The following is a 21817-nucleotide window of genomic DNA, read 5'->3' as shown; positions in this document are numbered from 1 at the left end:
GCCCCGTGAAGCTTCGGCACACCCCGAATGAGACGGATGCGCAGTGCTGTCTCATTTGGAGATCACGCGCCCGAAACACGGCCGTCTCGCCGCCGCAACGTGCGGCTCGTACCCTGAGGCCGTGACCGCCGAGCCCGCCACCGCACTGGAACGCGCCATCGCGGATCCGCCGCCCGTTCCCGGCATCGGCACGCGCTCGCCCGTCGAGGGTCTGGAGCGCCGCACCGTGGGCTTCGTCGACGTGCTCGCCCAGTCGGTCTCGGCCGTCGCGCCCTCGGCCGCGGCCACGACCATCCCGCTTCTCGTCGCCGTCGTCGCGGGCGGTGGAACCCTGTGGGCGCTCGCGGTGGCGATGGTTCTGTCGCTGCTCATCGCCGGCACGGTCAACCAGTTCAGCCGCCGCATCGCGGCCACCGGCTCGCTCTACACCTACGTGTCGCGAGGGCTCGGCACCGGCGCCGGGTTCGTGGCGGGCACCGCGATGCTCGTGGGCTACGGCTTCATCGCCATGTTCGCGCTGGCGGGCGCGGGCTACTACCTCGCCATCCTGCTCGGCCGCGTGTGGCCGGGAGCGGTGTCGAGCACGGGGCTGGCCGTCGCGATGATCGCGGCCATGGCCCTGGTCGTGGTGGTGGTGATCGTGCGGGGCATCCGCCTCTCCACCCGGCTGACGCTGCTGATCGAGACCGTGTCGGTGGCGATCATCCTGGTGCTCGTGGTGACCCTGCTCGTGAACACGGGCGGCTCGTTCGAGTGGAGCGCACTGAGCCTGGCCGGGTCGACACCGGCCACCTTCGCGGTGGGGGCCGTGCTGGCGCTCACCGCCTTCGTGGGTTTCGAGAGCTCGTCGGCGCTCGGCGTTGAGGCGCGGAGGCCCTTCGCCGCGGTGCCGCGGGCGATCGTGTGGACCGTGATCGTGTCGGGCTCGCTCTACCTCGTCGCCACCTACAGCCAGATCGTGGGCTTCGGCGCCCTCGGGCTCGACCTCACCGCGAGCGCCTCGCCGGTCAACGACCTGGCGACGGCCTACGGGGTGGAGTGGATGGGGCTGCTGCTCGACGTGAGCATCGCCACCTCGTTCCTCGCCTGCGCGATCGCGTCGACGACGGCGCTGGCGCGGGTGCTGTTCGCCATGGGGCGCGAGGGGGTGCTGCCTCCGGTGCTCGGGGTGACGCACCGGCGCTTTCGCACGCCATGGGTGGCGGCCGCCGTGGCCGTGCCCGTCGTCGCACTCGTGCCCATCGTGTCGATCGCGCTGGGCTCGGGGCTCTGGGAGACCATGCAGACCCTCATCGTGGTGGCCGCGGCGGGATACATCACGGCGTACGTGCTCGTGTGCGTGGCGGCCCCGGTGTTCTTGCGCCGCATCGGCGAGCTCACGACGGGTGTGGCGGTGCGCGCGGTGGCGGCGGCCGCGCTGCTCTCGGTCGGGCTGGTCGTGTATCTCGTGGTGGAGTTCGCGGGCGAGCGGTGGCTGGGGGCGCTCGTGTTCGTGCTGCTGATGGCGGCCGGATGCGGGTACTACCTGGTGCGCAAGCGCCGGCACCCGTGGCTGCTCGACACCATCGGGGTGTACGACGTGCCGGTCGCCGGCGACGTGCTGGGCGGGGGCTCGCCGGGGTGACGGGCGAGGCGCAGCCCCTCTCCACCCCACCGTCGGCGCCTGCCGATCTGCGAGCCAGGCAGCCGAAGGCGGTGCACAGCGCGCTCGCCGTGCTCGAGGAGGTCGCGCGCTGCGGGGCCGGGGTGACGGCGCAGCAGGTCTCCGAGAACCTCGGCATGCCCCGGGCCACCACCTACCGGCTCATCAACCTGCTCGTGCAAGACGAGTACCTCGTGCGCATGCCCGACCTGCGGGGCTTCACGCTCGGCCGCAAGGTGGTGGAGCTCGCGCACCTGGTGGCACCGGTCGCTCCTCCCCAGGCGGCGGTGGCGGTGGTCGACGAACTGCGCGCGGGCATCCGCGGCGGCGTGCACCTCGTGCGCTACGAGGGCGACCGGATGCGCGTGGTCGACGTCGACCCCGACTTCCCTCTGAGCGACTCGCGCCGCCTCACCGCCGAGCTCGACACCTCGGCGATGGGCCGGCTGCTCGTGGCCGAGCTGCTGGAGCAGGGCGCACCGCTGCCTCCCGAGGTGCGGCCGATCGTGCGTCAGTCGCCCGAGCGGCTGGAGTCGATCCGCCGCGGCGTCGCGCTCGAGGGCCGCGCCTGGCAGGTCGACGCCTTCACCCCCGGCTTCGGCTGCCTGGCCCTCCCCATCCGCGGACCCCGCGGCGAGCTCGTCGCCTCCCTCACCCTCTCCGCCCCGCGCATCCGCATCGAACAGCCCGGCCCCGTGCTCGACCAGCTCCTCGACGGCACCCGCCGCCTCGCCCCCCCTCCTCCGCTGACCGCGCCCCGTATCCCCCTGCTTCCCCGCATCGAGTAGGCCGAATCAGTCGCTTCCTCCGCGCGATGGCGACCGATTGCGCCCACTCGATGAGGCCACGTGGGGTGGGAAGGATGCGCGGGGAGGGGCGAGGCGGGATGCGCGGGCGGGGTCAGCGGGGGCGGGTGGTCCAGGCGAGGAGGCGGGGCAGGGGCCAGGTGGTGACGATGCGGTCGCCGGGCACGCCGAGGGCGGCGGCGCGAGCGGCACCGCGGTCGAGCAGCGAGAGGTGCCCGGGCGCGTGCGCGTCGGAGTCGATGGAGAACAGACAGCCGAGCTCGAGGGCGAGCGCGAGCAGCTCGTCGGGCGGGTCCTGCCGCTCGGGGCGGGAGTTGATCTCCACCGCGACCCCGTTCGCCGCGCACGCCTCGAACACGGCGCGCGCGTCGAACTCCGACGGCGGCCGGGTGCCGCGCGACCCCTGCACGAGCCGGCCGGTGCAGTGCCCGAGCACGTCGGTGCGCGGATTCGACACCGCCGCGAGCATCCGCTCGGTCATGGTGCGGCTGTCGGCCCGCAGCTTGGAGTGCACACTCGCCACCACCACGTCGAGCTGCTCGAGCAGCGTCGGGTCTTGATCGAGCGACCCGTCGTCGAGGATGTCGACCTCGATCCCGGTGAGCAGCCGGAACCCGTCTGCGAACCCCTCGTTCAGCCCGTCGACCACGTCGAGCTCGGCTTCCAGCCGCTCGGCACTCAGTCCGTTCGCCACGGTGAGGTTCGGTGAGTGGTCGGTGAGCGCCAGGTACTCCCGCCCGAGCGAGCGCGCAGCGGCGGCCATCGACGGGATGCCCGTGGTGCCGTCCGACCAGTCGCTGTGGCTGTGCAGATCGCCCCGGATCGCCTCCATCAGCGCGGCGGCATCGGCATCCAGCTCGAAGCCCGACCGCTCGCGGAGCCCCACGAGGTAGTCGGGCACCCGCCCCTCGAGCGCCTGCGTGACGATCTCGACGGTGCGGTCGCCCACCCCCTTGGTGGCCTTGAGACGGCCGTCGGATGCGCGGGCCGCGATCTCCTCGGGCGTCCACTCCGCGAGCACGGCGGCAGCACGCCGGAACGCCTTCACCTTGAACCCCGGCGCGAGCTCGCGCTCGAGCAGGAAGGCGGTCTCCTCGACGGCGGCGAGCGGATCCATGCCTCGACCCTAACCACAGGAGCCTCTCCGCGTCAGATGTCAATCGAACGTGAGTCCGAACCGCTGGTCACCGTCTCCCCCTAGGGTGAGCGCATGGCTGCGGAGTTGACGCTGGGTGCGGAAGAAGAGCTCCACCTCATCGATCTCGAGAGCGGGCGGCTCTCGGCACGGGCACCGCAGATCCTCTCCCGGCTGCCCGCCGAGAACTACTCCGCGGAGATCCAGCGCACCACCGTCGAGACCAACACCGAAGTCGTGACGAGTCTCGACGGACTGCGTCAGGAGATCCTGCGGCTGCGGCGCGGCGTGATCGAGGCGGCCGCGCCCGACGGCGTCGGCATCGCCTGCGTCGGCACCGCGCCGCGGAGCGAGTTCGCCGACTTCGAGCTCACCGCATCCGGTCGCTACGGCCGCATGCAGCAGCGCTACCGGCTGCTCGTCGACGAGCAGCTCATCTGCGGCACGCAGATCCACGTGGGGGTCTCCGACCGCGACCTCGCCGTCGAGATCGCGCAGCGGGTGGCGCGCGACCTGCCCGTGCTGCTGGCGATCTCGGCCAGCTCGCCCTACTGGAACGGGCAGGACACCGGGTACTCGAGCATCCGCACCCTCGTCTGGCAGCGCTGGCCGAGCGCGGGGGCGACCGGGCCGCTCGGGTCCGCCGCCGAGTACGACGAGCTGCTCGCCGACCTCATCGCCACCGGGGTCATCTCCGACTCGAAGATGGCGTACTTCGAGGTGCGGCCGTCGTCGCACGCGCCGACCCTCGAGCTGCGCGTGTGCGACGCCTGCCCGGTGGTCGACGACGCGGTGCTCATCGCGGGGCTGTTCCGGGCGAGCGTCCGTGCCGCCGAGCTCGACATCGCCGCCGGCCGGCCGTTCGTGCCCGCTGCCGCACCGCTGCACCGTGCCGCCATGTGGCAGGCCGCCCGCAGCGGACTCTCGGGCGACCTGCTCGACGACACCGCGCATCCCCGCCCCACCGCCGCCGGGCACGCCGTGCGCCACCTCATCCGCAGACTGCGGCCGCAGCTCGAAGAACTGGGCGACCACGAGGAGGTGCTGCACCTGGCCGAGGCGCTGCTCACGCGGGGCAACTCGGCCGACCGGCAACGGGCCGCCTTCGCCGAGCGCGGCTCGCTCGACGACGTGGTGCGGCTCGTGGTCGACGAGACGCACGGGCCCGCCTCGGGGCTCGAACCCACCGTCGCCGCGCTGCGCTCGTACCGCACCCGCGCGGGCGACGAAGCGGTGGGCGCCGGGTCGCGACCGCGCGCCGTGTACGAGGAGATCGTGCATCACCTCGAGTCGCTCGAGCCCGAGACGGTCGAGAGCAGCCTGCGGGCGGTGCGCGAGTGGACCGCCGACCACGGGCTCGACTTCGGCGTCGACGGCGAGACCAGGCCGTTCGAGGTCGATCTGGTGCCGCGCATCATCACGGCGCACGAGTGGAACGGCATCGCCGAGGGCGTGCGGCAGCGTGCCCGGGCGCTGGAGGCCTTCTTGCGCGACGTCTACGGCGAGCAGCGCATCCTGGCCGACGGGGTGCTCCCGCGCACTCTCGTGGAGAGCTCTCCCGGGTACCTCACCGCGGCCGGGCGGCTGCCGGGCGGCGCCACCCGGGCGGCCGTGATCGGCTTCGACCTGGTGCGCGACGAGCTCGGGAGCTGGCGCGTGCTCGAGGACAACCTGCGGAACCCCAGCGGTGCCGCCTACGCCGTCGCGATCAGACGGCTGCTCGACGAGGTGGCAGCCGGGGTTCCGCGGCCCGAGGGACTGGCCTCGCCCGAGGGGGTGTTCGGGATGCTGCGCGCGACTCTCGAGGCGGGCGCGGCGACGATCGCGGAGGGCGCGGGTGACGACGACGGGCCACGGCTCGCGCTGGTGTCGTCGGGCCCCGCGGCGAACGCGTGGTTCGAGCACCGCACGCTCGCCGAGGCGGCAGGGCTGCGGTTGCTCACCCTCGACGACCTCGTGGTGGAGGACGGCCTCGTGCGCGATCGCGGCGACGGAGCCCGGCTGCACGCGCTCTACCTGCGTCTCGACGACGAGCTGCCCGACGCCGTGTCCACGGCCGGGGAGCGCATCGGGGCGGCCGTGCTCGACGTCGCGGCGGCGGGTGGCGTGTTCGTCGCCGGAGCGCCCGGAAACGGTGTCGCCGACGACAAGGCGCTCTACGGCGAGGTGCCGAGCCTCATCGCCTACTACCTCGGCGAGCGCCCCCTGCTCGAGCAGGTGCCCACCTACCGCACCGCCGACGAGCTCGAACGCCGCGGCGTGCTCGAGCGGGTGGGCGAGCTGGTCACCAAGCCCGTCGACGGGCACGGCGGCTCGGGTGTTCTCGTGGGGCCGGCGGCGGATGCGCAGACGATCGCCGCCCGGCGCGCCGAAATCTCCGCCGATCCGGGCCGCTGGGTGGCGCAGGAGGTGGTGGCGCTGTCGTCGCACCCCACGTTCGTGATACCGGAGGCGGCGTCGGTGCCCACCGCGACCGCCCCCACGGATTCGGCTGCGGCCGGCCCCCACACCTCGCCGTCTCCGGTGATCACCGGCCCCGTGCTCGAGCCGCGCCACGTCGACCTGCGCGTGTTCGTCTACGCGACCGGCGCATCCGCCGACCCCACCGCCGTCGAGTTCACCGTCGCACCGCTCGCCCTCACCCGGGTCGCCCCCGCCGGCAGCATGGTCGTCAACTCCTCGCGCGGCGGCGGCGCGAAGGACACCTGGATCCTCCGCTAGCTCGGCTCGCCGGCGTCCCGCGCCTGCGGCTCGCGCCCGCGGCTCGTGCCCGCGCTCGATGTTGCGTACCATTCGGAACCAGGTCGAGTGACGACAGCGAGGTGAGACCGACGACGAACCGACGACCCGCGGAATCCCTCCGGCCTGCCGAGGTCGAGACGATCCTCGAGTCCCTCGCTCGCGGCGAGGGCGCGCTCGTCGTGGGCGAGCCGGGTTCCGGTCGCACCAGGATGATCGCCGAGGCGGTCGACGCCGCCGACGCCGCGCTCCGCCCGCGACTCTGGGTCGGCGACACGATCGAGCGGCTCGACGGCGATGCGGCGGAGCGCCTCGCCGAGGCCGTCGGGAGGGGCCGTCTCGTTCCTCTCATGACCGCCACCCAGGGTGCCCGCCTCGCCCCACCCGTTCATGAGCTGCTGCGGTCGGGCCGTGTCACCCGCGTCGAACCCACCCCGTTCTCGCCTGCCCAGACACTGAGGATCGTCGAAGGTGAGCTCGGCTGCACACTGGGCGCCGGCGTCGCCGCCGACTTCGTTCCCCAACGCCCAGGAGGAGACCTCACCCTCCTCCTCAGCGCACTCGACATCGGCCTGCGACAGGGGAGCATCCGTCGAGACGGCGGGGTCGTCGTGGAGGGGCCCCGTGGCTACGATCTGGACGAGTTGCGGCCGCTGCTGGAAGAGCGCCACCGCATCCCTGTCGACGACGACGACCCGGCCGCCGTGGCCGCCCACCTCATCGGCCTCGTGCCGGACCTCGATCTGCTCGCCGCGGAGGCCTTGCTGGCCGATGTCACCGGCCAGGCCGACCGGGCCTTCGAACGACTCGAGGACTCCGGCGTGGTGGATGTGCTCGACTCGCCTCCGTCGGGTTTCCGGCTGCGCCTCCACGACCCGGTGGTGGAGCTGCTGCTGCCGCACACCATGGGGCGGCTGCGGCGGCGGCGCCTGAGCGCCGGCCTGCTGGACTCCCTGACCGCGCGCCCAGCCGACCAGCTGGGCGAAGGCGAGGTGGTGGCGCTCGTGCGCGAATCCGTGGCACTCGGCCGGCCCCTTCCCGCCGATGCCGCGACCCGCGCGGCCATTCTCACGCTGCATGCCGGACAGGCCGAACTGGCCGTCCACCTGGCCGAGATCGCGGTCGAGGCGGGGGGCGGCCTCAGCTCTCAGCTCACCCTGTCGGCCGCGCGGGCGCGATTCTCGGAGGCTCATGCGGAATCCACGTCGAACTGGAGCCTGCCACGGCACCAGGCGACCCTGGCGCGCGATCTGGTCGCCTCGATGACCATCAACCGGCTGAGAATCGGTAACCCTGCCGAGACCACGGTGGCGGCGTCGACCGAGTCGACCGGCTGGATGGTGGAGTCCGACCGCCTCGCACAGGAGGCGTCTCGCGCCGTACTGGTCGGTGACCCCGAGCTGGCGCGCACGCGACTCGCCGAAGCCGAGGCGGCGCTCGCGCCGTCAGGGGCCGACCGCTTCCGGGTGCGCTGGGGGCGTGCCCAGCTGGATCTCTTCGACGGAGTGTCGGAGTCGCTGCTCGCGGAGTTGCGCGGCCTCCGTGACGAGGCGCGCTCCCGCGGCATCGGCAGTCATCAGGCGATGGCTTCGATGCTGCTGGGGTTCGCCCTCCAGTTCGCCGGCAGGTCGGCCGAGGCGCTCGGTCCACTCAGGGAGGCCGAACTGCTCGCGAGTTCGCTCGGGATGGACGGCATCGTGCATCGGGCGAGAACCGACCTCGCCGCGGCACTGGCCGCGACCGGCGATTCTCACGCGGCCTGGGAGATTCTCCGGCCGGTGCTCGACGTCGCCGACGGCGAGCTCTTCGTCCACGGCCAGGCACTGGCGAGCAAGGGCCGGGTTCTGGCGGCGGAGGGCCGCCAGAGCGAAGCCGCTGCGGCAGCCGTGAGCGCCGCGGCAGCGCACGAGTCACAGGGGCTCGCCCTCTTCACCCTCTTCGCCCTGGTCGATGCCGCCCGCCTGGGACTGGCGGGTTCGGTCTGTGCGCGGGTCGAGCGCTTGACCCGCGACGTGGCGGATCTCACCCGTACCTCGCTCGCGAGGCACGTGCGGGCGCTGGCCGCGCTGGAGCGGCTCGGGGCGCGACCGGGTGAGCACGAGGGCCCCGGGGGAGAGTACGGCGACGACCGCCGCTCGCTCGCCTCGGAGTTCTCGGCGATCGGCGCGCTGGAAGCCGCGGTCGGCTTCCCGCTCCTGTCCGCAGAGTCGTTCGCGCACGCCGGTGTGCTCCACGAGTCCTGCGGGCAGGATCGCGAGGCCGCCGCGGCTCGCCGGTCGAGCGAGCGACAGGCGCAGCAGTGCGGTGTGATCGCGCCTGCGTCGGCGACCTCGCCCCGGGCGAGCGGTCTGTCGGAGCGGGAGCGCGAGATCGCGTCGCTGGCCGTGGAGGGTCTCAGCAACCGGGAGATCGGCGAACGGCTGGTGATCTCGGTGCGCACGGTCGAGACCCATCTCCTCCGCGCCTATCGCAAACTCGGAGTGCGCGAGCGCTCAGAGCTCGCCGCCGCCCTCTCCTGAACGGGTCTCCTTCGGCGAGGCCGCTGGGGCATATGCCCTGCGGGGCATGCGCAGGGCGAACAGCGAAGCGGCGGCCATGAGCACGAAGGCCGAGGCGAAGGCCGCCGGGTAGCCGGAGACGTCGACGAGGAGCCCGGCGAGGAGCGGGCCCGCGATCGCACCCGCATCCGCCACGGCCTGGAAGACCGCCACCGGCTGACCACCCCGCCCGCCGGCGGCGTCACCCACCGCGGCCGCCGGAGCCGTGCCCATGAAGGCGGCCGCGACCCCGTAGAGGCAGAGCAGCACGATGAGCACCCAGAGCTCGGTCACGAACGGGATGGCGAGCATGACGAGGGCGCCCACGCCGAACGAGGCGAGGATCGCCGGGCGCCGGCCGACGGTGTCGACGAAGCGGCCCGCCGGCACGAGGGCCAGGGCCTGAGCCACGGCGGCGACGGCGAACGCGATGCCGGTCCAGGCCGGCTCGCCGTGCAGCACCTCCACCACGAGCACCGGGATGAGCGCGCTGCGCACCCCCATCGCCGACCAGCCCTGTGCGAGGCTCGCCAGAAGTGCCGACTGGTACCGCGCATCCCGCAGCACCTCGCGGAACGGCTTCGCGGGGGCGGGAGCCGCCGAGGTCGCATCGCCCCGGCGACCCGACAGCAGCAGGAGACCCACGGTGCCGGCCACCACGAGCGTGCCGGCGTAGAAGAAGAACGGGGCGTGCAGCGAGATGCCCGAGAGCAGGCCGCCGACGGCGGGCCCGGCCATCCCGCCGATGAGGAACCCGCCCTGGTAGAAGCCCACGGCGCGTCCGCGCACCGCGGGATCGGCGGCGCCCAGCAGGAGCGTCATGGCGGCCACGGAGAACATGGCGGAGCCGATGCCACCGACACCGCGCAGCGCGAGCACGAGCGGATAGCTGTCGGCGAGGCCCACCAGAGCGCTCGAGGCGGCCACGATGCCGATGCCGACGGCGAGCACGACCCGCTCGCTCACGCGGTCGACGAGCTTGCCCACGAACGGATTCGCCACGAGGCGCATCACGGCGAACGCCGACACCACGGCACCCACCTCGAGGTAGCCCACCCCGAAGCTGCGCACGTACACCGGCAGCACGGGCACCACCACGCCGAAGCCGAGCATCACGAAGAAGGCCACGACGGCGAGCACCAGCACGTCGCGCGGCAGGGGAGGCCCGTCGCCCCAGAGGCGCCTGGCCCACGGCGAGCGGCGAAGGCCGGCGGATGCTCGGGTCACTGCTCCAGCGTAAGTCGCCGCAGCGGGGGGAGTGTCGCGGGGGCGCATCGCCGGCGTCATCGGGCAGCGTGTCAGGAGAGAGAAGGGGAGGTGCGCGCGGCGAGCTCGGGGACGCTCAGGGTGAGCCGCACGCACCTCACGCGGCATCTCGGATGCCGCAGGCGGATCCACGGTCGGGGTCTCCGTGGCCGCCAGGTTCGGGTTGTTGCGTCTTGGACACTACCGCTCTTGCGCGGCGTCTGCTCGATGGCTCCCAGGCTCTGCGGGGGGTTGCTCGCGTGCATCCAATCACTAGTCCTGACCTGGGATTTCGCTGCCTCGATGCACCCGTATACAGGTGCTGCGAGGCCGATTTCCGCCCCCTATCCTGAGCCAAAGCTTGGGCAATCCTGCGGCAGTATGGAGGCGTGCCCACGCCCGACTCCCCGCTCGCCCGACTCGGCTTCCTCACCATCGGCCTGTTCGACCCCGCCGACCCCCGCGGCGGGCACGAATCGACGCTCCGGCTGATCGAGCACGGGGAGCGTCTCGGACTCGACAGCGCGTGGCTGCGCCACCGCCACCTGCAGTACGGCATCTCGTCGCCCGTCGCGGTGCTCGCCGCCGCGTCGCAGCGCACCAGCCGCATCGAGCTCGGCACGGCCGTCACCCCGATCGGCGCCGAGAACCCGTTCCGGCTCGCCGAAGACCTCGCCACGGTCGACGTGCTGACGGGAGGCCGCCTCAACCCCGGCTTCTCGGCGGGGCCGCCGATGAATATCGACCGCTACCGCGACGCCATCTACCCCGGCACCTTCGAGCAGGAGGAGTTCGGCTACGAGCGACTGCTGCGCTTCCGCGACTTCGTGCGCGGCGACGTGGTGAGCACGTTCTCGGGCACCGAGGGCATCGAGGTGTTCGCCGACACGGTGCAGCCGCACGCCGCCGGACTCGCCGAGAGGCTCTGGTACGGAGGGGGCAGCACCCGGTCGGCGGAGTGGGCCGGCCGCCACGGCTTCCACCTGCTCACCTCGAGCGTGGTGCAGGGCGAGCTCGGCGACGACTTCGCCGAGAACCAGCTGCACCAGGTGCGCGCCTACCGCGAAGCGCTCGGCGCGCGGGGCCGGGTGTCGCAGGGTCTCGTCGTCATTCCGACAGACTCCGCGTCACCGGCGCAGATCGAGCGCTACGAGGCTTACGTCGCCTCACGGGCCGGCCGCGTGGGCGTGCCGCACGGCCCGAGGCGCATGCTCTTCGCCGCCGACCTCCTCGGCACCTCCGAACAGCTCGCCGAGCGGCTCTGGGCCGACGCGGCCTTCCGCGAGATCGACGAGGTGGCCTTCGCGCTGCCGTTCTCGTTCGAGCACGACGACTACCTGCAGATCCTCGACGACCTCGCTGGGCGGCTCGGACCCCTGCTCGGGTGGAAGCCCGCCGCGTCCGCGTAGCAGCCCGCCGTACCCGCGCATCCCGGCCGGTAGAATCGCCGGGTGAGCATTGCCGATACCGTCGAGAACGCCATCGCCACCCCCGAGCGGGAGCAGCCCTACGAGGCACTGGGCCTGAAAGCCGACGAGTACGCGAAGATCCGCGAGATCCTCGGCCGCCGTCCCACGAGCGGCGAGCTCGCCATGTACTCGGTGATGTGGAGCGAGCACTGCTCCTACAAGTCGTCGAAGATCTACCTGCGCCAGTTCGGCCAGAAGGTCTCCCCCGCCATGAAGAAGAACCTCATGGTGGGCATGGGCGAGAACGCCGGTGTGGTGGACGTGGGCGAGGGCTGGGCGGTGACCTTCAAGGTCGAGTCCCACAACCACCCCTCCTACATCGAGCCGTTCCAGGGCGCCGCCACGGGCGTGGGCGGCATCGTGCGCGACATCATCTCGATGGGCGCGCGCCCCGTCGCCGTGATGGACCAGCTGCGCTTCGGCAAGATCGACGACCCCGACACCGCCCGCGTCGTGCACGGCGTCACCAGCGGCATCTCGTTCTACGGCAACTGCCTGGGCCTGCCCAACATCGGCGGCGAGACCTACTTCGACCCGGTGTACCAGGGCAACCCGCTGGTCAACGCGCTCTCCGTCGGTGTGCTGCGCCACGAAGACCTTCACCTGGCCAACGCCCGCGGCGTGGGCAACAAGGTCGTTCTCTTCGGAGCGCGCACCGGCGGCGACGGCATCGGCGGCGCCTCCATCCTGGCGTCGGACACCTTCTCGGCCGGCGGTCCCACCAAGCGCCCCGCGGTGCAGGTCGGCGACCCCTTCGCCGAGAAGGTGCTCATCGAGTGCTGCCTCGAGCTGTTCGCGGGCGAACTGGTCGAGGGCATCCAAGACCTCGGGGCTGCGGGCATCTCGTGCGCCACCTCGGAGCTCGCCTCCAACGGCGACGGCGGCATGTTCATCGAGCTCGAGAAGGTGCTGCTGCGCGACCCCACGCTCACCGCCGAGGAGATCCTCATGTCGGAGAGCCAGGAGCGCATGATGGCGGTGGTGCGCCCTGAGAAACTCGAGGGCTTCCTCGCCGTCACGGCGAAGTGGGATGTGGAGACCAGCGTGCTCGGCGAGGTCACCGACACGGGGCGCCTCGTCATCCACTGGCACGGCGAGGAGATCGTCAACGTGGAGCCGCGCACCGTGGCCGTCGACGGCCCGGTCTACGAGCGCCCGGTCGCCTACCCCGCGTGGATCGACGCGCTGCAGGCCGACTCGGCCGCCCGACTCCCCCGCGCGACGGAGGGGGCGGCGCTGCGCGACGAGTTCCTCCGCGTGGTGGGCTCGCCCAACATGGCGTCGAAGGAGTGGATCACCAACCAGTACGACCGCTACGTGCTCGGCAACACGGCGCTGTCGTTCCCCGACGACGGCGGCATGATCCGGGTCGACGAGGAGTCGGGGCTCGGCTTCGCGCTCGCCACCGACGCCAACGGCCGGTACTGCCAGCTCGACCCCTACCGCGGGGCGCAACTCGCGCTCGCCGAGGCCTTCCGCAACGTGGCCGTCACCGGTGCGGTGCCCGTCGCGGTCTCCGACTGCCTCAACTTCGGCTCGCCCGAGAACCCCGAGGTGATGTGGCAGTTCTCGAAGGCGGTCGAGGGCCTGGCCGACGGATGCCTCGAGCTCGAGATCCCCGTCACCGGCGGCAACGTGTCGTTCTACAACCAGACCGGCTCGCAGCCCATCCACCCCACCCCGGTCGTGGCGGTGCTCGGCGTCATCGACGACGTGGCCCGCCGCATTCCGTCGGGGTGGCAGGACGAGGGGTCGAACCTGTATCTTCTCGGCACCACGCGCGCGGAGCTCGACGGCTCGGCGTGGGCCGGCGTCGTGCACGACCACCTCGGCGGATTGCCGCCCGAGGTGTCGCTCGAGGCCGAGGCCACGCTCGCCGAGCTGCTGCGGGCCGCGGCACTCGAGGGGCTCATCGACTCGGCGCACGACCTCTCCGACGGCGGGCTCGCGCAGACGCTGGCCGAGGGCGTGCTGCGCTTCGGAGTGGGCGCGCGGGTGTGGCTCGACGAGATCGTGTCGCGCGACGGCGTGACGGCCTCGGATGCGCTGTTCAGCGAGTCGACGGCGCGTGTGCTCGTGTCGGTGCCGCGCGAAGACGACGTGAAGTTCCGCGGGCTGTGCGAGGGGCGCGGCGTGCCGGCCCTCCGCATCGGCGTGACCGACGCGGAGTCGGGCTCGCTCGACGTGCAGGGTCTGTTCGAGGTGCCGCTCGCCGAGCTCGCCGGCACCCACCGCTCCACCCTCCCCGAGCACTTCGGCCCCGTCGTCGGCGGCTGACCCGGCGCGGCTCCCGCCCGGCGCCGCGGCTACACGGATACGGCAGCGGCGGCGCTACTCCGCGTCGGCGGCGAGGCGCTCGTGATGGTGGATGACCTCGGCGATGATGAAGTTGAGGAACTTCTCGGCGAACGCCGGGTCGAGGTGCGACTCCTCGGCGAGCCCGCGCAGCCGCTTGATCTGGCGCGCCTCACGGTCGAGGTCGGCGGGCGGCAGCCCGTACTCGGCCTTCAGGCGGCCGACGGTCTGCGTGAACTTGAAGCGCTCGGCGAGCATGTGGATGACGGCGGCGTCGATGTTGTCGATCGACTGACGGATGCTCTCCAGCCGCTCGTAGACATCGGCGTTGCTGTCGAACCCGCCCGCGGGCGCCTGTGACTCCATAGGAGCACTCTAGCCAGCTTCGCCCGCCGGCTTCTGCGTGCCCGCTGAGCGGGAGCGGCGGCGGGGCAGGTGCAGCCGGCCCTGCGCGAGCAGGATGCCGAGGAACACCAGCAGCGCCCCGAGCGGGGCGTTCCAGCTGAGGGTCTCACCGAGCAGCACGATACCGAGGAACACGCCCACCACGGGCGTGAGATACGTGACCGTCGAGGTGGCCGTCGGCCCCCAGGCATTCAGCACGTTCATGTACCAGAAGTACGCGACCCCGGTGCCGAGCACCCCGAGCGTGAGCAGGCTCAGCACGATCGGCAGGTCGAGCGACACCGGCCCGAGCGCCACGACGGGCGTGAGCACGAGCAGGATGAGCGCACCCATGCCCACCTGGAAGAACGCCGCCGTCAGCCCCGTCACCGGATGCCGTGCAGCGATGAACCGCCGGATGTACCCGAACGTGAACCCGTAGCAGACCGCCGCCCCGAGGCAGGCCAGCTGCCCGGCCAGCTCGAGCGCGAGATCTCCGTGCGCCGCCTGATTCACGGCGAACGACCACGGCCCGATGATGACGACCACCCCGATGATGCCCGCGATCACCCCGAGCACCCGCGAGCGGTCGAGCTTCTCGACCCGGAACGCGAGCGTGACCATGAGCGCCGTGGTGATGGGCGTGACCGCGTTGTAGATGCTCGCGAGCCCTGAGGTGACGTACTGCTCGGCCCAGGCGAACAGGAGGAACGGGATGGCGCAGCCGAACGCCCCGATCACCACGAAGTGCGCGTAGACGATCGGCTGCTTCGGCAGCCTCGTGCGCGTGACCAGCAGCAGCACCGCCAGCGTAAGGGTGCCGAGCAGCAGCCGCGCCCAGGCGACCTGCCCGAACGACACCCCGCCGAGCGCCACCTTCATGAAGAGGAAGCTCGCACCCCACACCAGCCCGAGGGCCGAGAACTGGAGGGCGACGGCGAGGCGGTTCTGTGGCACGGAGCGAGGCTACCGCGCACTGGCGACATCGCGCCCGCGCGGCGGCCCCGCGCATCCGTCTTTGGCGCTCTCAGACGCCGGAATGGCGATTAATCGACGGACCGGACGGCGGCCTACTCGACGACCGAGACCGTGACCTCGATGTTGCCGCGGGTGGCGTTGGAGTACGGGCAGATGGTGTGCGCCTTGTCGGCCACCTTCTGGGCGTCGCCGGCCGAGAGCCCCGGGATGTAGACGTCGAGCTCGACCGCCAGGCCGAAGCCGCCCTCCCCGTTGCTGCCGATCGACACGCTCGCCGAGACGCCCGCATCCGTGGTGTCGAGCTTGAGCTCGCGGCCCGCGGCATGCACGGCCCCGAGGAAACAGGCCGAGTACCCGGCGGCGAAGAGCTGCTCGGGGTTGGTGCCCTCACCCGAACCCCCCATCTCCTTGGGCGGGCGGGTGTCGAAGTCGAGCCGGTCGTCTTCGCTGCGGACGTGTCCGTCGCGACCGCCGCCGGAGGCGTGGGCGATCGCCGTGTAGATGGGTTCCATGGGGATAGTCCATCACCTCGCCGGGCGAAGTGCCACCGCGGCGGAATCGTTCACACGCTGTTCGAGGCCCGCTCTCACGCGCGGCCAGTCGTCGACGATGATCGAGAACACGGCGGAGTCGCGCCAGCTGCCGTCGGCGCGCTTCATGTCACGCCGGCTCACGCCCTCGAAGGTCGCGCCCAGCTTGGCGATGGCCGACTGCGAGCGCTCGTTGCGCACATCCGCCTGGATCTTGATGCGGCCGAAGCCGTGATCGAAGGCGAGGCCGAGCAGCAGCAGCTTGGCCTCGGGGTTGACCGCGGTGCCCCAGACGCGGGGGTCGTAGGCGGTCCAGCCGATGTGGGCGTACTCGAGCGCGGGGTCGATGTCGCCGAGCGTCGTCGTGCCGACGAGCGTGCCCGCGTCGGGGCCGGCGGCGAGGCGGATGACGTAGGCGTTGCCGCCCTCCCACTGGTAGTAGCTCTCTGCCCAGGGCACGAACTCCTCCACCGTGGCGCGGAAGCCCTCGGGCCCCCCTCCGTACCCCGAGGCGAACACCTCGGGGTGGCCGATGGCCGCGTGCAGCTCGGGCAGGAGGGCGCGGGTGAGGGGTTCGAGGCGGATGTGGCGGCCCTCGATCGGGAGGTGCGGCGGGCGCGTGGCGGACATGGCTCGATTCTCGCAGGGGTTCGGGATGCGCGACGCGGCACCCCGGGAGCAGTGTCTGTGCCACGATGGTGCGATGGGCAGTGCCGCCGTGTTCTTCCACTCCGCCACAGCGTTCCACGACCTCGTGACGCGGCTCCCCGCCGAGGCGTGGGATTCACTCGCGCCCGTGCTCGGGGAGTGGACGCTGCGCTCCCTCGTCGGCCACACCACCCGCGCCATCCTCACGGTGGAGAGCTACCTCCTGCTCGACGACCCCGGCTTTCCGAACGTGCCGAACGCCGAGAACTACTACGCCCGGGTGTACCGCGACCTCGCCGATCCGGCCTCGGTCGCAGCCCGCGGGGTCGAGGCGGGCATCTGGCTGGGCGACGACCCCGGCAAGGCGGTCGCCGATGCGCTGGCACGGGCGATGGCGCTCGTCGACTCGGCGCACCCGGAGCGCGTGGTGTCGATCGGCGGTCTCGGAATCGAGCTCGGCGAATATCTGCGCACGCGCGTGTTCGAACTCGTGGTGCACTCGCTCGACATCAGCCGAGCGACCGGCGTGCCGCACGGGCAGCCGGCCGAGGCGGTGCGGGCGACGCTCGAACTCGCCGCCGGCATCGCCGCGGTGCGGGGGGAAGGCGAGCGGGTGCTGCTGGCCCTCACCGGGCGGGACGGGCTGCCCGAGGGCTACTCGCTGGTCTGAGCGCCGCCGGCCCGCTCGAACGAGGCCAGAACCCGCCGTAGCAACTCACCGGTCTCGGCGAGTTCGTCGGGCGTCAGGGCGGCGACCATCTCCCGCTCCACCGTGAGCAGTCGCGGGAACACGTCGTCGATGAGCCGCGCGCCCGCGGCGGTGGGTTCGATGAACGCGCCGCGCCCGTCGTGAGGGTTGGGGGTGCGCACCACGAGCCCTCTCGTCTCCAGCGCCTTCAGCCTCTTCGTCGTCGCCGGGCCCGAGGCCAGCGACACCGTCGTCAGTTCGCCGGGCGAGAGTCTCCGCCCCGCGCGACGCAGGGCCGACAGGATGTCGAACTCGCCGCGGGTGAGCCCGAACCCGGCGAGGAACTCGTCGCCGCGGCGGATGAGCAGCGCGGCCCCACGGAGGATGCGGCCGGCCACGTCGATCACCCCGGTGTCGAGCTCGGGCGCGAGCGTGTGCCAGCCCGCGCGGATGCGGTCGATGTCGTCGTCGTGACCGAGATCCGTCATGCAGATAGTTTACGAGTAAACTACTTGGATGCCCGCATCCGCCTCATCGTCTCCGAGTCCGTCGCTCGCGCCCGGTCCGCTGCTGCGGCGGCTGGTCACCCTCGGCCCGCACGCGGGCGCACACCGCGCCGCGGCCCGGGCCGGCATCGCGATCGGCGTGCCCCTCGTGGCGCTCGAGCTCACGGGCCACATCGACCTCGCCCTCTACGCGGTGTTCGGCGCCTTCACCGCCCTCTACGGGCGCGACCACACCCACGGCACCCGGCTCCGGATGCAGGCCACCGCCGCCCTCGCCTTGATCGCGTGCGTGGTGCTCGGCACCGCCATCGCGGTCTCACCCCTGCGGGACTGGCTGATCGTGCCCGTGGCCGCGGTCGTCGCGGGCGCGCTGACGCTGGCGGCCGACGCCCTCGACTGGCACCCACCGGGAGCGCTGTTCTTCGTGTTCGCGCTCGCGGCGTGCGCCTCGGTGCCCGCCGAGCCCGTGGGGGTGCTGGTGGCGCTCGCCCTCGCGGGCGCGAGCGCCGCCTTCGCGATGCTCGTGTCGGGTGCCGGGATCGCGCATCCGGCCGCGCGGCGCCGCGAACCGACCCGGCTCCGGGTGTCGCTGCGCGCCGCACTGGCCCGACCCGGCGAGCGCACGAAGATCGCCGGGCTCGCGGTCGCAGTGCTGGTGGCAGGCGCCGTCCCCACGGTGAGCGGGCTGGGTCACCCGTACTGGGCGATGGTGTCGGCGGTCGCGGCGCTGTCGGCGGCCGACATCGCGGGGCACCTCGTGCGGGCCGGGCATCGCGTGCTCGGCACCCTGGCGGGCGTCGCGCTCGCGGCCGCACTGCTCGCGCTGAGCACCGTTCCCCTCGTGCTGGTGCTGTTCGCGGTGCTGCTGCAAGTGGGCGCGGAGCTGTTCGTGATGCGCAACTACGGCCTCGCGATGGTGTTCGTCACGCCGCTCGCGCTCATCATGTCGTACCTCGCGCATCCCGGCTCGGAGTGGGCGCTGCTCGGCGACCGCACGCTCGAGACCCTCCTCGGCACGGCCGTCGGCCTCGCCGTGAGCGCCGTCGTCGCGCTCACCCGCCGCGGCCGCAGCCCACGCGCGCCCGTGGTGCCCTGAGCACGCTCCGGTGTGGTGTCATGGGTGCATGGCCCCCGCGCTCCGTCTGAGACGATCGTTCACCCGCCGGGTCGGGAGCGGCGTGGCCCTCGCGCTGATCGTGGCGTTCGTGACGGGCTGCGTGGCGGAGCCGGCCGGCGGCTCACGCCCCGGCGGTGGGGATGCGGTCTCGTCGGCTGCGGGAGTCGTGGCGGGGATCTCGAGCGGCACACCGGGTGAGACCACCCGCGTGCTCGCCGACGCCGCCGACGCCGCCTTCGACGAGCACCACCTGGGGTCGCTGCTCGCCCAGATCAGGGTCGACGGCACCCTCGTGGCGCAGTACAGCCGCGGGGAGGCGATGGGTGGCGAGCCGATCACGCAGGACGGGCGCTTCCGCAACGGCGCCGTGGCGATCATGTACGTGTCCGCGACCCTGCTCCGCATGGCGGAGGACGGGCTGATCGACCTCGACGCGCCCATCGCGCAGTGGGCACCCGAGTTGCCCTACGCCGACACCACCACGCCCCGGATGCTCGCGCAGATGACCTCGGGGATGCCCGATCACGTGCAGAACCCGGAGTTCCTCGCCGCCCTGAACGCCGATCCCTTCCGCGACGTCACCCGCGACGAGGTGCTCGAGTCCAGCGCTGAACTCGGCCACTGGTTCGAGCCCGGCACCAACTGGGGCTACTCGCACGCGGGATACTTCGCTCTCGGGCTGGTGCTCGAACGCGCCGGCCGAGCGCCCCTCGACGAGCTCATCTCCCACTATGTGCTCGACCCGCTCGGGCTCACCGAGACCGTGGCCGACCAGTCCCCGGCCGTTCCCGAGCCGGTGGTACACGCCTTCACCGCCGAGCGGGGCGTGTGGGAGGACGCCACCTACTGGAACCCGTCGTGGACCCTCCCGCCCGGAGCCGTCGAGACGACGACCATCGGCGACATGGCGGAGAGCTTCGAGCAGATCATCGGCCGGGGAGCCGTGCTCGAACCCGCGTCGCTGGAGGACATGCTCACACCGCCGCCGGCGGGATTCGGTTCGTCGCTGGAGGGGTGCCCGACCTGTCACACGCTCACACCGGAGTTCAGCTACGGGCTCGGCGTGTTTCTCGAGAACGACTGGGTGATGCAGACGCCCCTCTTCGCCGGGTACCTCTCGGCCGTGGCGACGCTGCCGCCCGATCGCAACGACGGTCACAGCGTCACGATCGCGGTGGCCGCCACCATGACCGAGCAGAGCGTCACGGACTGGACGGGCACCCTCCCGAACCGAGCCACCCAGCTGGTCGACGAACTCGCCGCCACGCTGGTTCCGGAGGCGGTGGCGCCCGTCTTCCACGGGCCCGCGGACTGACCGCCGGTCTGGCCGCCCGGCTGCTTCGCGCGGGTTCGCTCAGCGCGCGCACGCGGCGCGAGCCGGCACGGCTCAGCCGAGCAGGTCGTGCCGTTCGACGATGGCGTCGCGCGCGGGGCCGACCCCGATGGCCGAGATGCGCGAGCCGCTCATCTCCTCGAGAGCGAGCACGTAGCGCTGAGCGGCAGGCGGCAGGTCGGAGAAGGTGCGGGCACCGGTGATGTCGTCGGACCAGCCCTCGAACTCCTCGTAGACGGGCTTCGCGTGGTGGAAGTCGCTCTGCGAGACGGGCACCTCGTCGACCCGCACGCCGTCGACGTCGTAGGCCACGCAGACCGGGATGCGCTCGAGGCCGGTGAGCACGTCGAGCTTGGTGAGCACGAAGTCGGTGACGCCGTTGATGCGCGCCGTGTACCGGGCGATCGGGGCGTCGTACCAGCCGGTGCGGCGCGGCCGCCCGGTGGTGGTGCCGAACTCGAAGCCCTGCGAGCGCAGGAACTCGCCCGACTCGTCGAACAGCTCGGTGGGGAAGGGGCCCGCTCCGACACGCGTGGTGTAGGCCTTCACGACCGCGATCACGCGGTCGATGCGGTTGGGCGCCACGCCCGAACCGGTCGAGGCGCCGCCCGAGGTGGCGTTCGACGAGGTGACGAAGGGGTAGGTGCCGTGGTCGACGTCGAGCATGGTGGCCTGGCCGCCCTCGAAGAGCACGGTCTTGCCCTCGTCGAGCGCCCGGTTGAGCACGAGCGAGGTGTCGGCCACCATGGGCCGCAGCCGCTCGGTGTACGACAGCAGGTCGTCGACGACCTCCTCGGCCGCGATGGCCCGCCGGTTGTAGACCTTCACGAGGATGTGGTTCTTGAGGTCGAGCGCGCCCTCGACCTTCTGCCGCAGGATGCCCTCGTCGAAGAGGTCTTGCACGCGGATGCCGACGCGGTTGATCTTGTCGGCGTAGGCCGGGCCGATGCCGCGGCCGGTGGTGCCGATCTGCCGCTTGCCGAGAAAACGCTCGGTGACCTTGTCGAGCGTGCGGTGGTAGTGCGTGATGACGTGGGCGTTGGCCGACACCAGCAGGCGCGACACGTCGACCCCGCGCGAGCCGAGCGCCTCGAGCTCGTGGAAGAGCACCTCGACGTCGACCACGACGCCGTTGGCGATGACGGGCGTGACACCCGGCGTGAGGATGCCCGAGGGCAGCAGGTGCAGGGCGTACTTCTTGTCGCCGACCACCACCGTGTGCCCGGCGTTGTTGCCGCCGTTGAACTTCACGACGTAGTCGGTGCGGCTTCCGAGGAGGTCGGTGGCCTTGCCCTTTCCCTCGTCGCCCCACTGGGCGCCGATCAGGACGATCGCTGGCATGTGTGGATTCCCTCCGAACCGTGCCGGTTGACAATCGATCCTATCGTGAGCGGGTCCGCGCATCCGGTGGGCGGCCCCGCCTGGGGAATCCCGGATGCGTTCCGCCGGTTGTGCAGGACATGCCAGAGCTCACCGTCACGCTGTACTCGTCGAGCTTCTGCGGCGCGTGCACGAGCACCCGCGCGACGCTGGAGCAGATCGCTCCCCTGCTCGGCGACCGCATCGAGTGGCACGAGGTGAACGTGGCGGCCGACCCCGACGCGAGCGAGACCGCCGGAGTGGTGGCGACCCCCACCGTCGTCATCTCGGCCCCCGACGGCACCGAACGGATGCGCGCCGCCGGCGTGCCCACCGCACCCCAGCTCCTCACCGCCATCGCCGCCGCCCTCCCCTGACGGACGGTCACGCCCCGGGGTCAGGCTTC

18 protein-coding genes are annotated in these 21817 nt (G+C 72.2%); 10 read left to right on the top strand and 8 right to left on the bottom strand.

The features are described from left to right. Positions 1–121: 121 nt before the first annotated feature. Positions 122–1624: an APC family permease gene (locus N1031_RS09290; RefSeq protein ID WP_259479349.1), complete on the top strand. Its 1503-nt coding sequence runs from the start codon at positions 122–124 to the stop codon at positions 1622–1624. Further along, complete coding sequence (locus N1031_RS09285; protein WP_259479348.1) at positions 1621–2430, top strand: IclR family transcriptional regulator; 810 nt, start codon at positions 1621–1623, stop codon at positions 2428–2430. The genes N1031_RS09290 and N1031_RS09285 overlap by 4 nt, the downstream gene beginning before the upstream one ends. 112 nt (positions 2431–2542) lie before the next feature. On the opposite strand, the gene N1031_RS09280 is transcribed toward N1031_RS09285, so the two are convergent. After that, complete coding sequence (locus N1031_RS09280; RefSeq protein WP_259479347.1) at positions 2543–3565, bottom strand: PHP domain-containing protein; 1023 nt, start codon at positions 3563–3565, stop codon at positions 2543–2545. 93 nt (positions 3566–3658) lie between these two features. On the opposite strand from N1031_RS09280, the gene N1031_RS09275 reads away from it, so the two are divergent. After that, positions 3659–6304 (top strand): carboxylate--amine ligase/circularly permuted type 2 ATP-grasp protein, encoded by a 2646-nt coding sequence (locus tag N1031_RS09275; RefSeq protein ID WP_259479346.1) that lies wholly within the window; start codon positions 3659–3661, stop codon positions 6302–6304. A 101-nt stretch (positions 6305–6405) separates the two neighbouring features. Beyond that, the gene (locus tag N1031_RS09270) at positions 6406–8841 is read left to right on the top strand and encodes a helix-turn-helix transcriptional regulator (RefSeq protein WP_259479345.1); all 2436 of its coding nucleotides are present in this window, start codon (positions 6406–6408) and stop codon (positions 8839–8841) included. On the opposite strand, the gene N1031_RS09265 is transcribed toward N1031_RS09270, so the two are convergent. Next, on the bottom strand, positions 8815–10086 hold the full coding sequence (locus N1031_RS09265) for an MFS transporter (RefSeq protein WP_259479344.1): 1272 nt from the start codon (positions 10084–10086) through the stop codon (positions 8815–8817). The two genes, N1031_RS09270 and N1031_RS09265, sit on opposite strands and share 27 nt — an antisense overlap. 407 nt (positions 10087–10493) lie before the next feature. Between N1031_RS09265 and N1031_RS09260 the strand changes: the two genes are divergently transcribed. Both N1031_RS09260 and purL read left to right on the top strand, forming a co-directional pair. Next, entirely contained in the window at positions 10494–11513 is a 1020-nt protein-coding gene (locus N1031_RS09260) for an LLM class flavin-dependent oxidoreductase (protein ID WP_259479343.1), read from the top strand. Positions 11514–11555: 42 nt separating this feature from the next. Next, the gene (purL, locus tag N1031_RS09255; protein ID WP_259479342.1) at positions 11556–13850 is read left to right on the top strand and encodes a phosphoribosylformylglycinamidine synthase subunit PurL; all 2295 of its coding nucleotides are present in this window, start codon (positions 11556–11558) and stop codon (positions 13848–13850) included. A 54-nt stretch (positions 13851–13904) separates the two neighbouring features. On the opposite strand, the gene N1031_RS09250 is transcribed toward purL, so the two are convergent. From N1031_RS09250 to N1031_RS09235, 4 genes are all read right to left on the bottom strand, one after another. Then, positions 13905–14234, bottom strand: coding sequence for a chorismate mutase (locus tag N1031_RS09250; RefSeq protein ID WP_259479341.1), 330 nt, complete (start codon positions 14232–14234; stop codon positions 13905–13907). A gap of 9 nt (positions 14235–14243) precedes the next feature. Then, on the bottom strand, positions 14244–15209 hold the full coding sequence (locus N1031_RS09245; RefSeq protein WP_259479340.1) for a DMT family transporter: 966 nt from the start codon (positions 15207–15209) through the stop codon (positions 14244–14246). A gap of 113 nt (positions 15210–15322) precedes the next feature. Beyond that, entirely contained in the window at positions 15323–15742 is a 420-nt protein-coding gene (locus N1031_RS09240) for an organic hydroperoxide resistance protein (protein WP_259479339.1), read from the bottom strand. Positions 15743–15754: 12 nt separating this feature from the next. After that, positions 15755–16390, bottom strand: coding sequence for a GNAT family N-acetyltransferase (locus tag N1031_RS09235; protein WP_259479338.1), 636 nt, complete (start codon positions 16388–16390; stop codon positions 15755–15757). A 73-nt stretch (positions 16391–16463) separates the two neighbouring features. Between N1031_RS09235 and N1031_RS09230 the strand changes: the two genes are divergently transcribed. Continuing rightward, entirely contained in the window at positions 16464–17078 is a 615-nt protein-coding gene (locus tag N1031_RS09230; protein ID WP_259479337.1) for a maleylpyruvate isomerase N-terminal domain-containing protein, read from the top strand. On the opposite strand, the gene N1031_RS09225 is transcribed toward N1031_RS09230, so the two are convergent. Next, the gene (locus N1031_RS09225) at positions 17063–17584 is read right to left on the bottom strand and encodes a MarR family winged helix-turn-helix transcriptional regulator (protein WP_259479336.1); all 522 of its coding nucleotides are present in this window, start codon (positions 17582–17584) and stop codon (positions 17063–17065) included. The genes N1031_RS09230 and N1031_RS09225 overlap by 16 nt on opposite strands. Before the next feature lie 28 nt (positions 17585–17612). Between N1031_RS09225 and N1031_RS09220 the strand changes: the two genes are divergently transcribed. Both N1031_RS09220 and N1031_RS09215 read left to right on the top strand, forming a co-directional pair. Next, on the top strand, positions 17613–18698 hold the full coding sequence (locus tag N1031_RS09220; RefSeq protein WP_259479335.1) for an FUSC family protein: 1086 nt from the start codon (positions 17613–17615) through the stop codon (positions 18696–18698). A gap of 28 nt (positions 18699–18726) precedes the next feature. Further along, on the top strand, positions 18727–20034 hold the full coding sequence (locus tag N1031_RS09215) for a serine hydrolase domain-containing protein (RefSeq protein WP_259479334.1): 1308 nt from the start codon (positions 18727–18729) through the stop codon (positions 20032–20034). 72 nt (positions 20035–20106) lie between these two features. Here N1031_RS09215 and N1031_RS09210 read toward each other — a convergent pair whose 3' ends face one another. Further along, the gene (locus N1031_RS09210; protein ID WP_259479333.1) at positions 20107–21393 is read right to left on the bottom strand and encodes an adenylosuccinate synthase; all 1287 of its coding nucleotides are present in this window, start codon (positions 21391–21393) and stop codon (positions 20107–20109) included. A gap of 119 nt (positions 21394–21512) precedes the next feature. Here N1031_RS09210 and N1031_RS09205 point away from each other — a divergent pair, with 119 nt between their 5' ends. Continuing rightward, positions 21513–21788, top strand: a complete 276-nt coding sequence (locus N1031_RS09205) for a thioredoxin family protein (RefSeq protein WP_259479332.1) — start codon at positions 21513–21515, stop codon at positions 21786–21788. Positions 21789–21817 lie beyond the last annotated feature (29 nt).

It is taken from the genome of Herbiconiux moechotypicola (assembly GCF_024979255.1).
GTDB lineage: Bacteria > Actinomycetota > Actinomycetes > Actinomycetales > Microbacteriaceae > Herbiconiux > Herbiconiux moechotypicola.
Note: the sequence above shows the minus strand (reverse complement) of the source record. Positions and strands in the feature narration are given on the sequence as shown.

Bases quoted from the DNA above. Each gene is read 5' to 3' on its own strand.
- N1031_RS09250 (WP_259479341.1), bottom strand. From the start codon at position 14,234: ATGGAGTCACAGGCGCCCGCGGGCGGGTTCGACAGCAACGCCGATGTC.
- N1031_RS09215 (WP_259479334.1), top strand. From the start codon at position 18,727: ATGGCCCCCGCGCTCCGTCTGAGACGATCGTTCACCCGCCGGGTCGGG.
- N1031_RS09230 (WP_259479337.1), top strand. From the start codon at position 16,464: ATGGGCAGTGCCGCCGTGTTCTTCCACTCCGCCACAGCGTTCCACGAC.
- N1031_RS09280 (WP_259479347.1), bottom strand. From the start codon at position 3,565: ATGGATCCGCTCGCCGCCGTCGAGGAGACCGCCTTCCTGCTCGAGCGC.
- N1031_RS09225 (WP_259479336.1), bottom strand. From the start codon at position 17,584: ATGACGGATCTCGGTCACGACGACGACATCGACCGCATCCGCGCGGGC.
- N1031_RS09210 (WP_259479333.1), bottom strand. From the start codon at position 21,393: ATGCCAGCGATCGTCCTGATCGGCGCCCAGTGGGGCGACGAGGGAAAG.
- N1031_RS09275 (WP_259479346.1), top strand. From the start codon at position 3,659: ATGGCTGCGGAGTTGACGCTGGGTGCGGAAGAAGAGCTCCACCTCATC.
- N1031_RS09205 (WP_259479332.1), top strand. From the start codon at position 21,513: ATGCCAGAGCTCACCGTCACGCTGTACTCGTCGAGCTTCTGCGGCGCG.
- N1031_RS09220 (WP_259479335.1), top strand. From the start codon at position 17,613: ATGCCCGCATCCGCCTCATCGTCTCCGAGTCCGTCGCTCGCGCCCGGT.
- N1031_RS09235 (WP_259479338.1), bottom strand. From the start codon at position 16,390: ATGTCCGCCACGCGCCCGCCGCACCTCCCGATCGAGGGCCGCCACATC.
- N1031_RS09240 (WP_259479339.1), bottom strand. From the start codon at position 15,742: ATGGAACCCATCTACACGGCGATCGCCCACGCCTCCGGCGGCGGTCGC.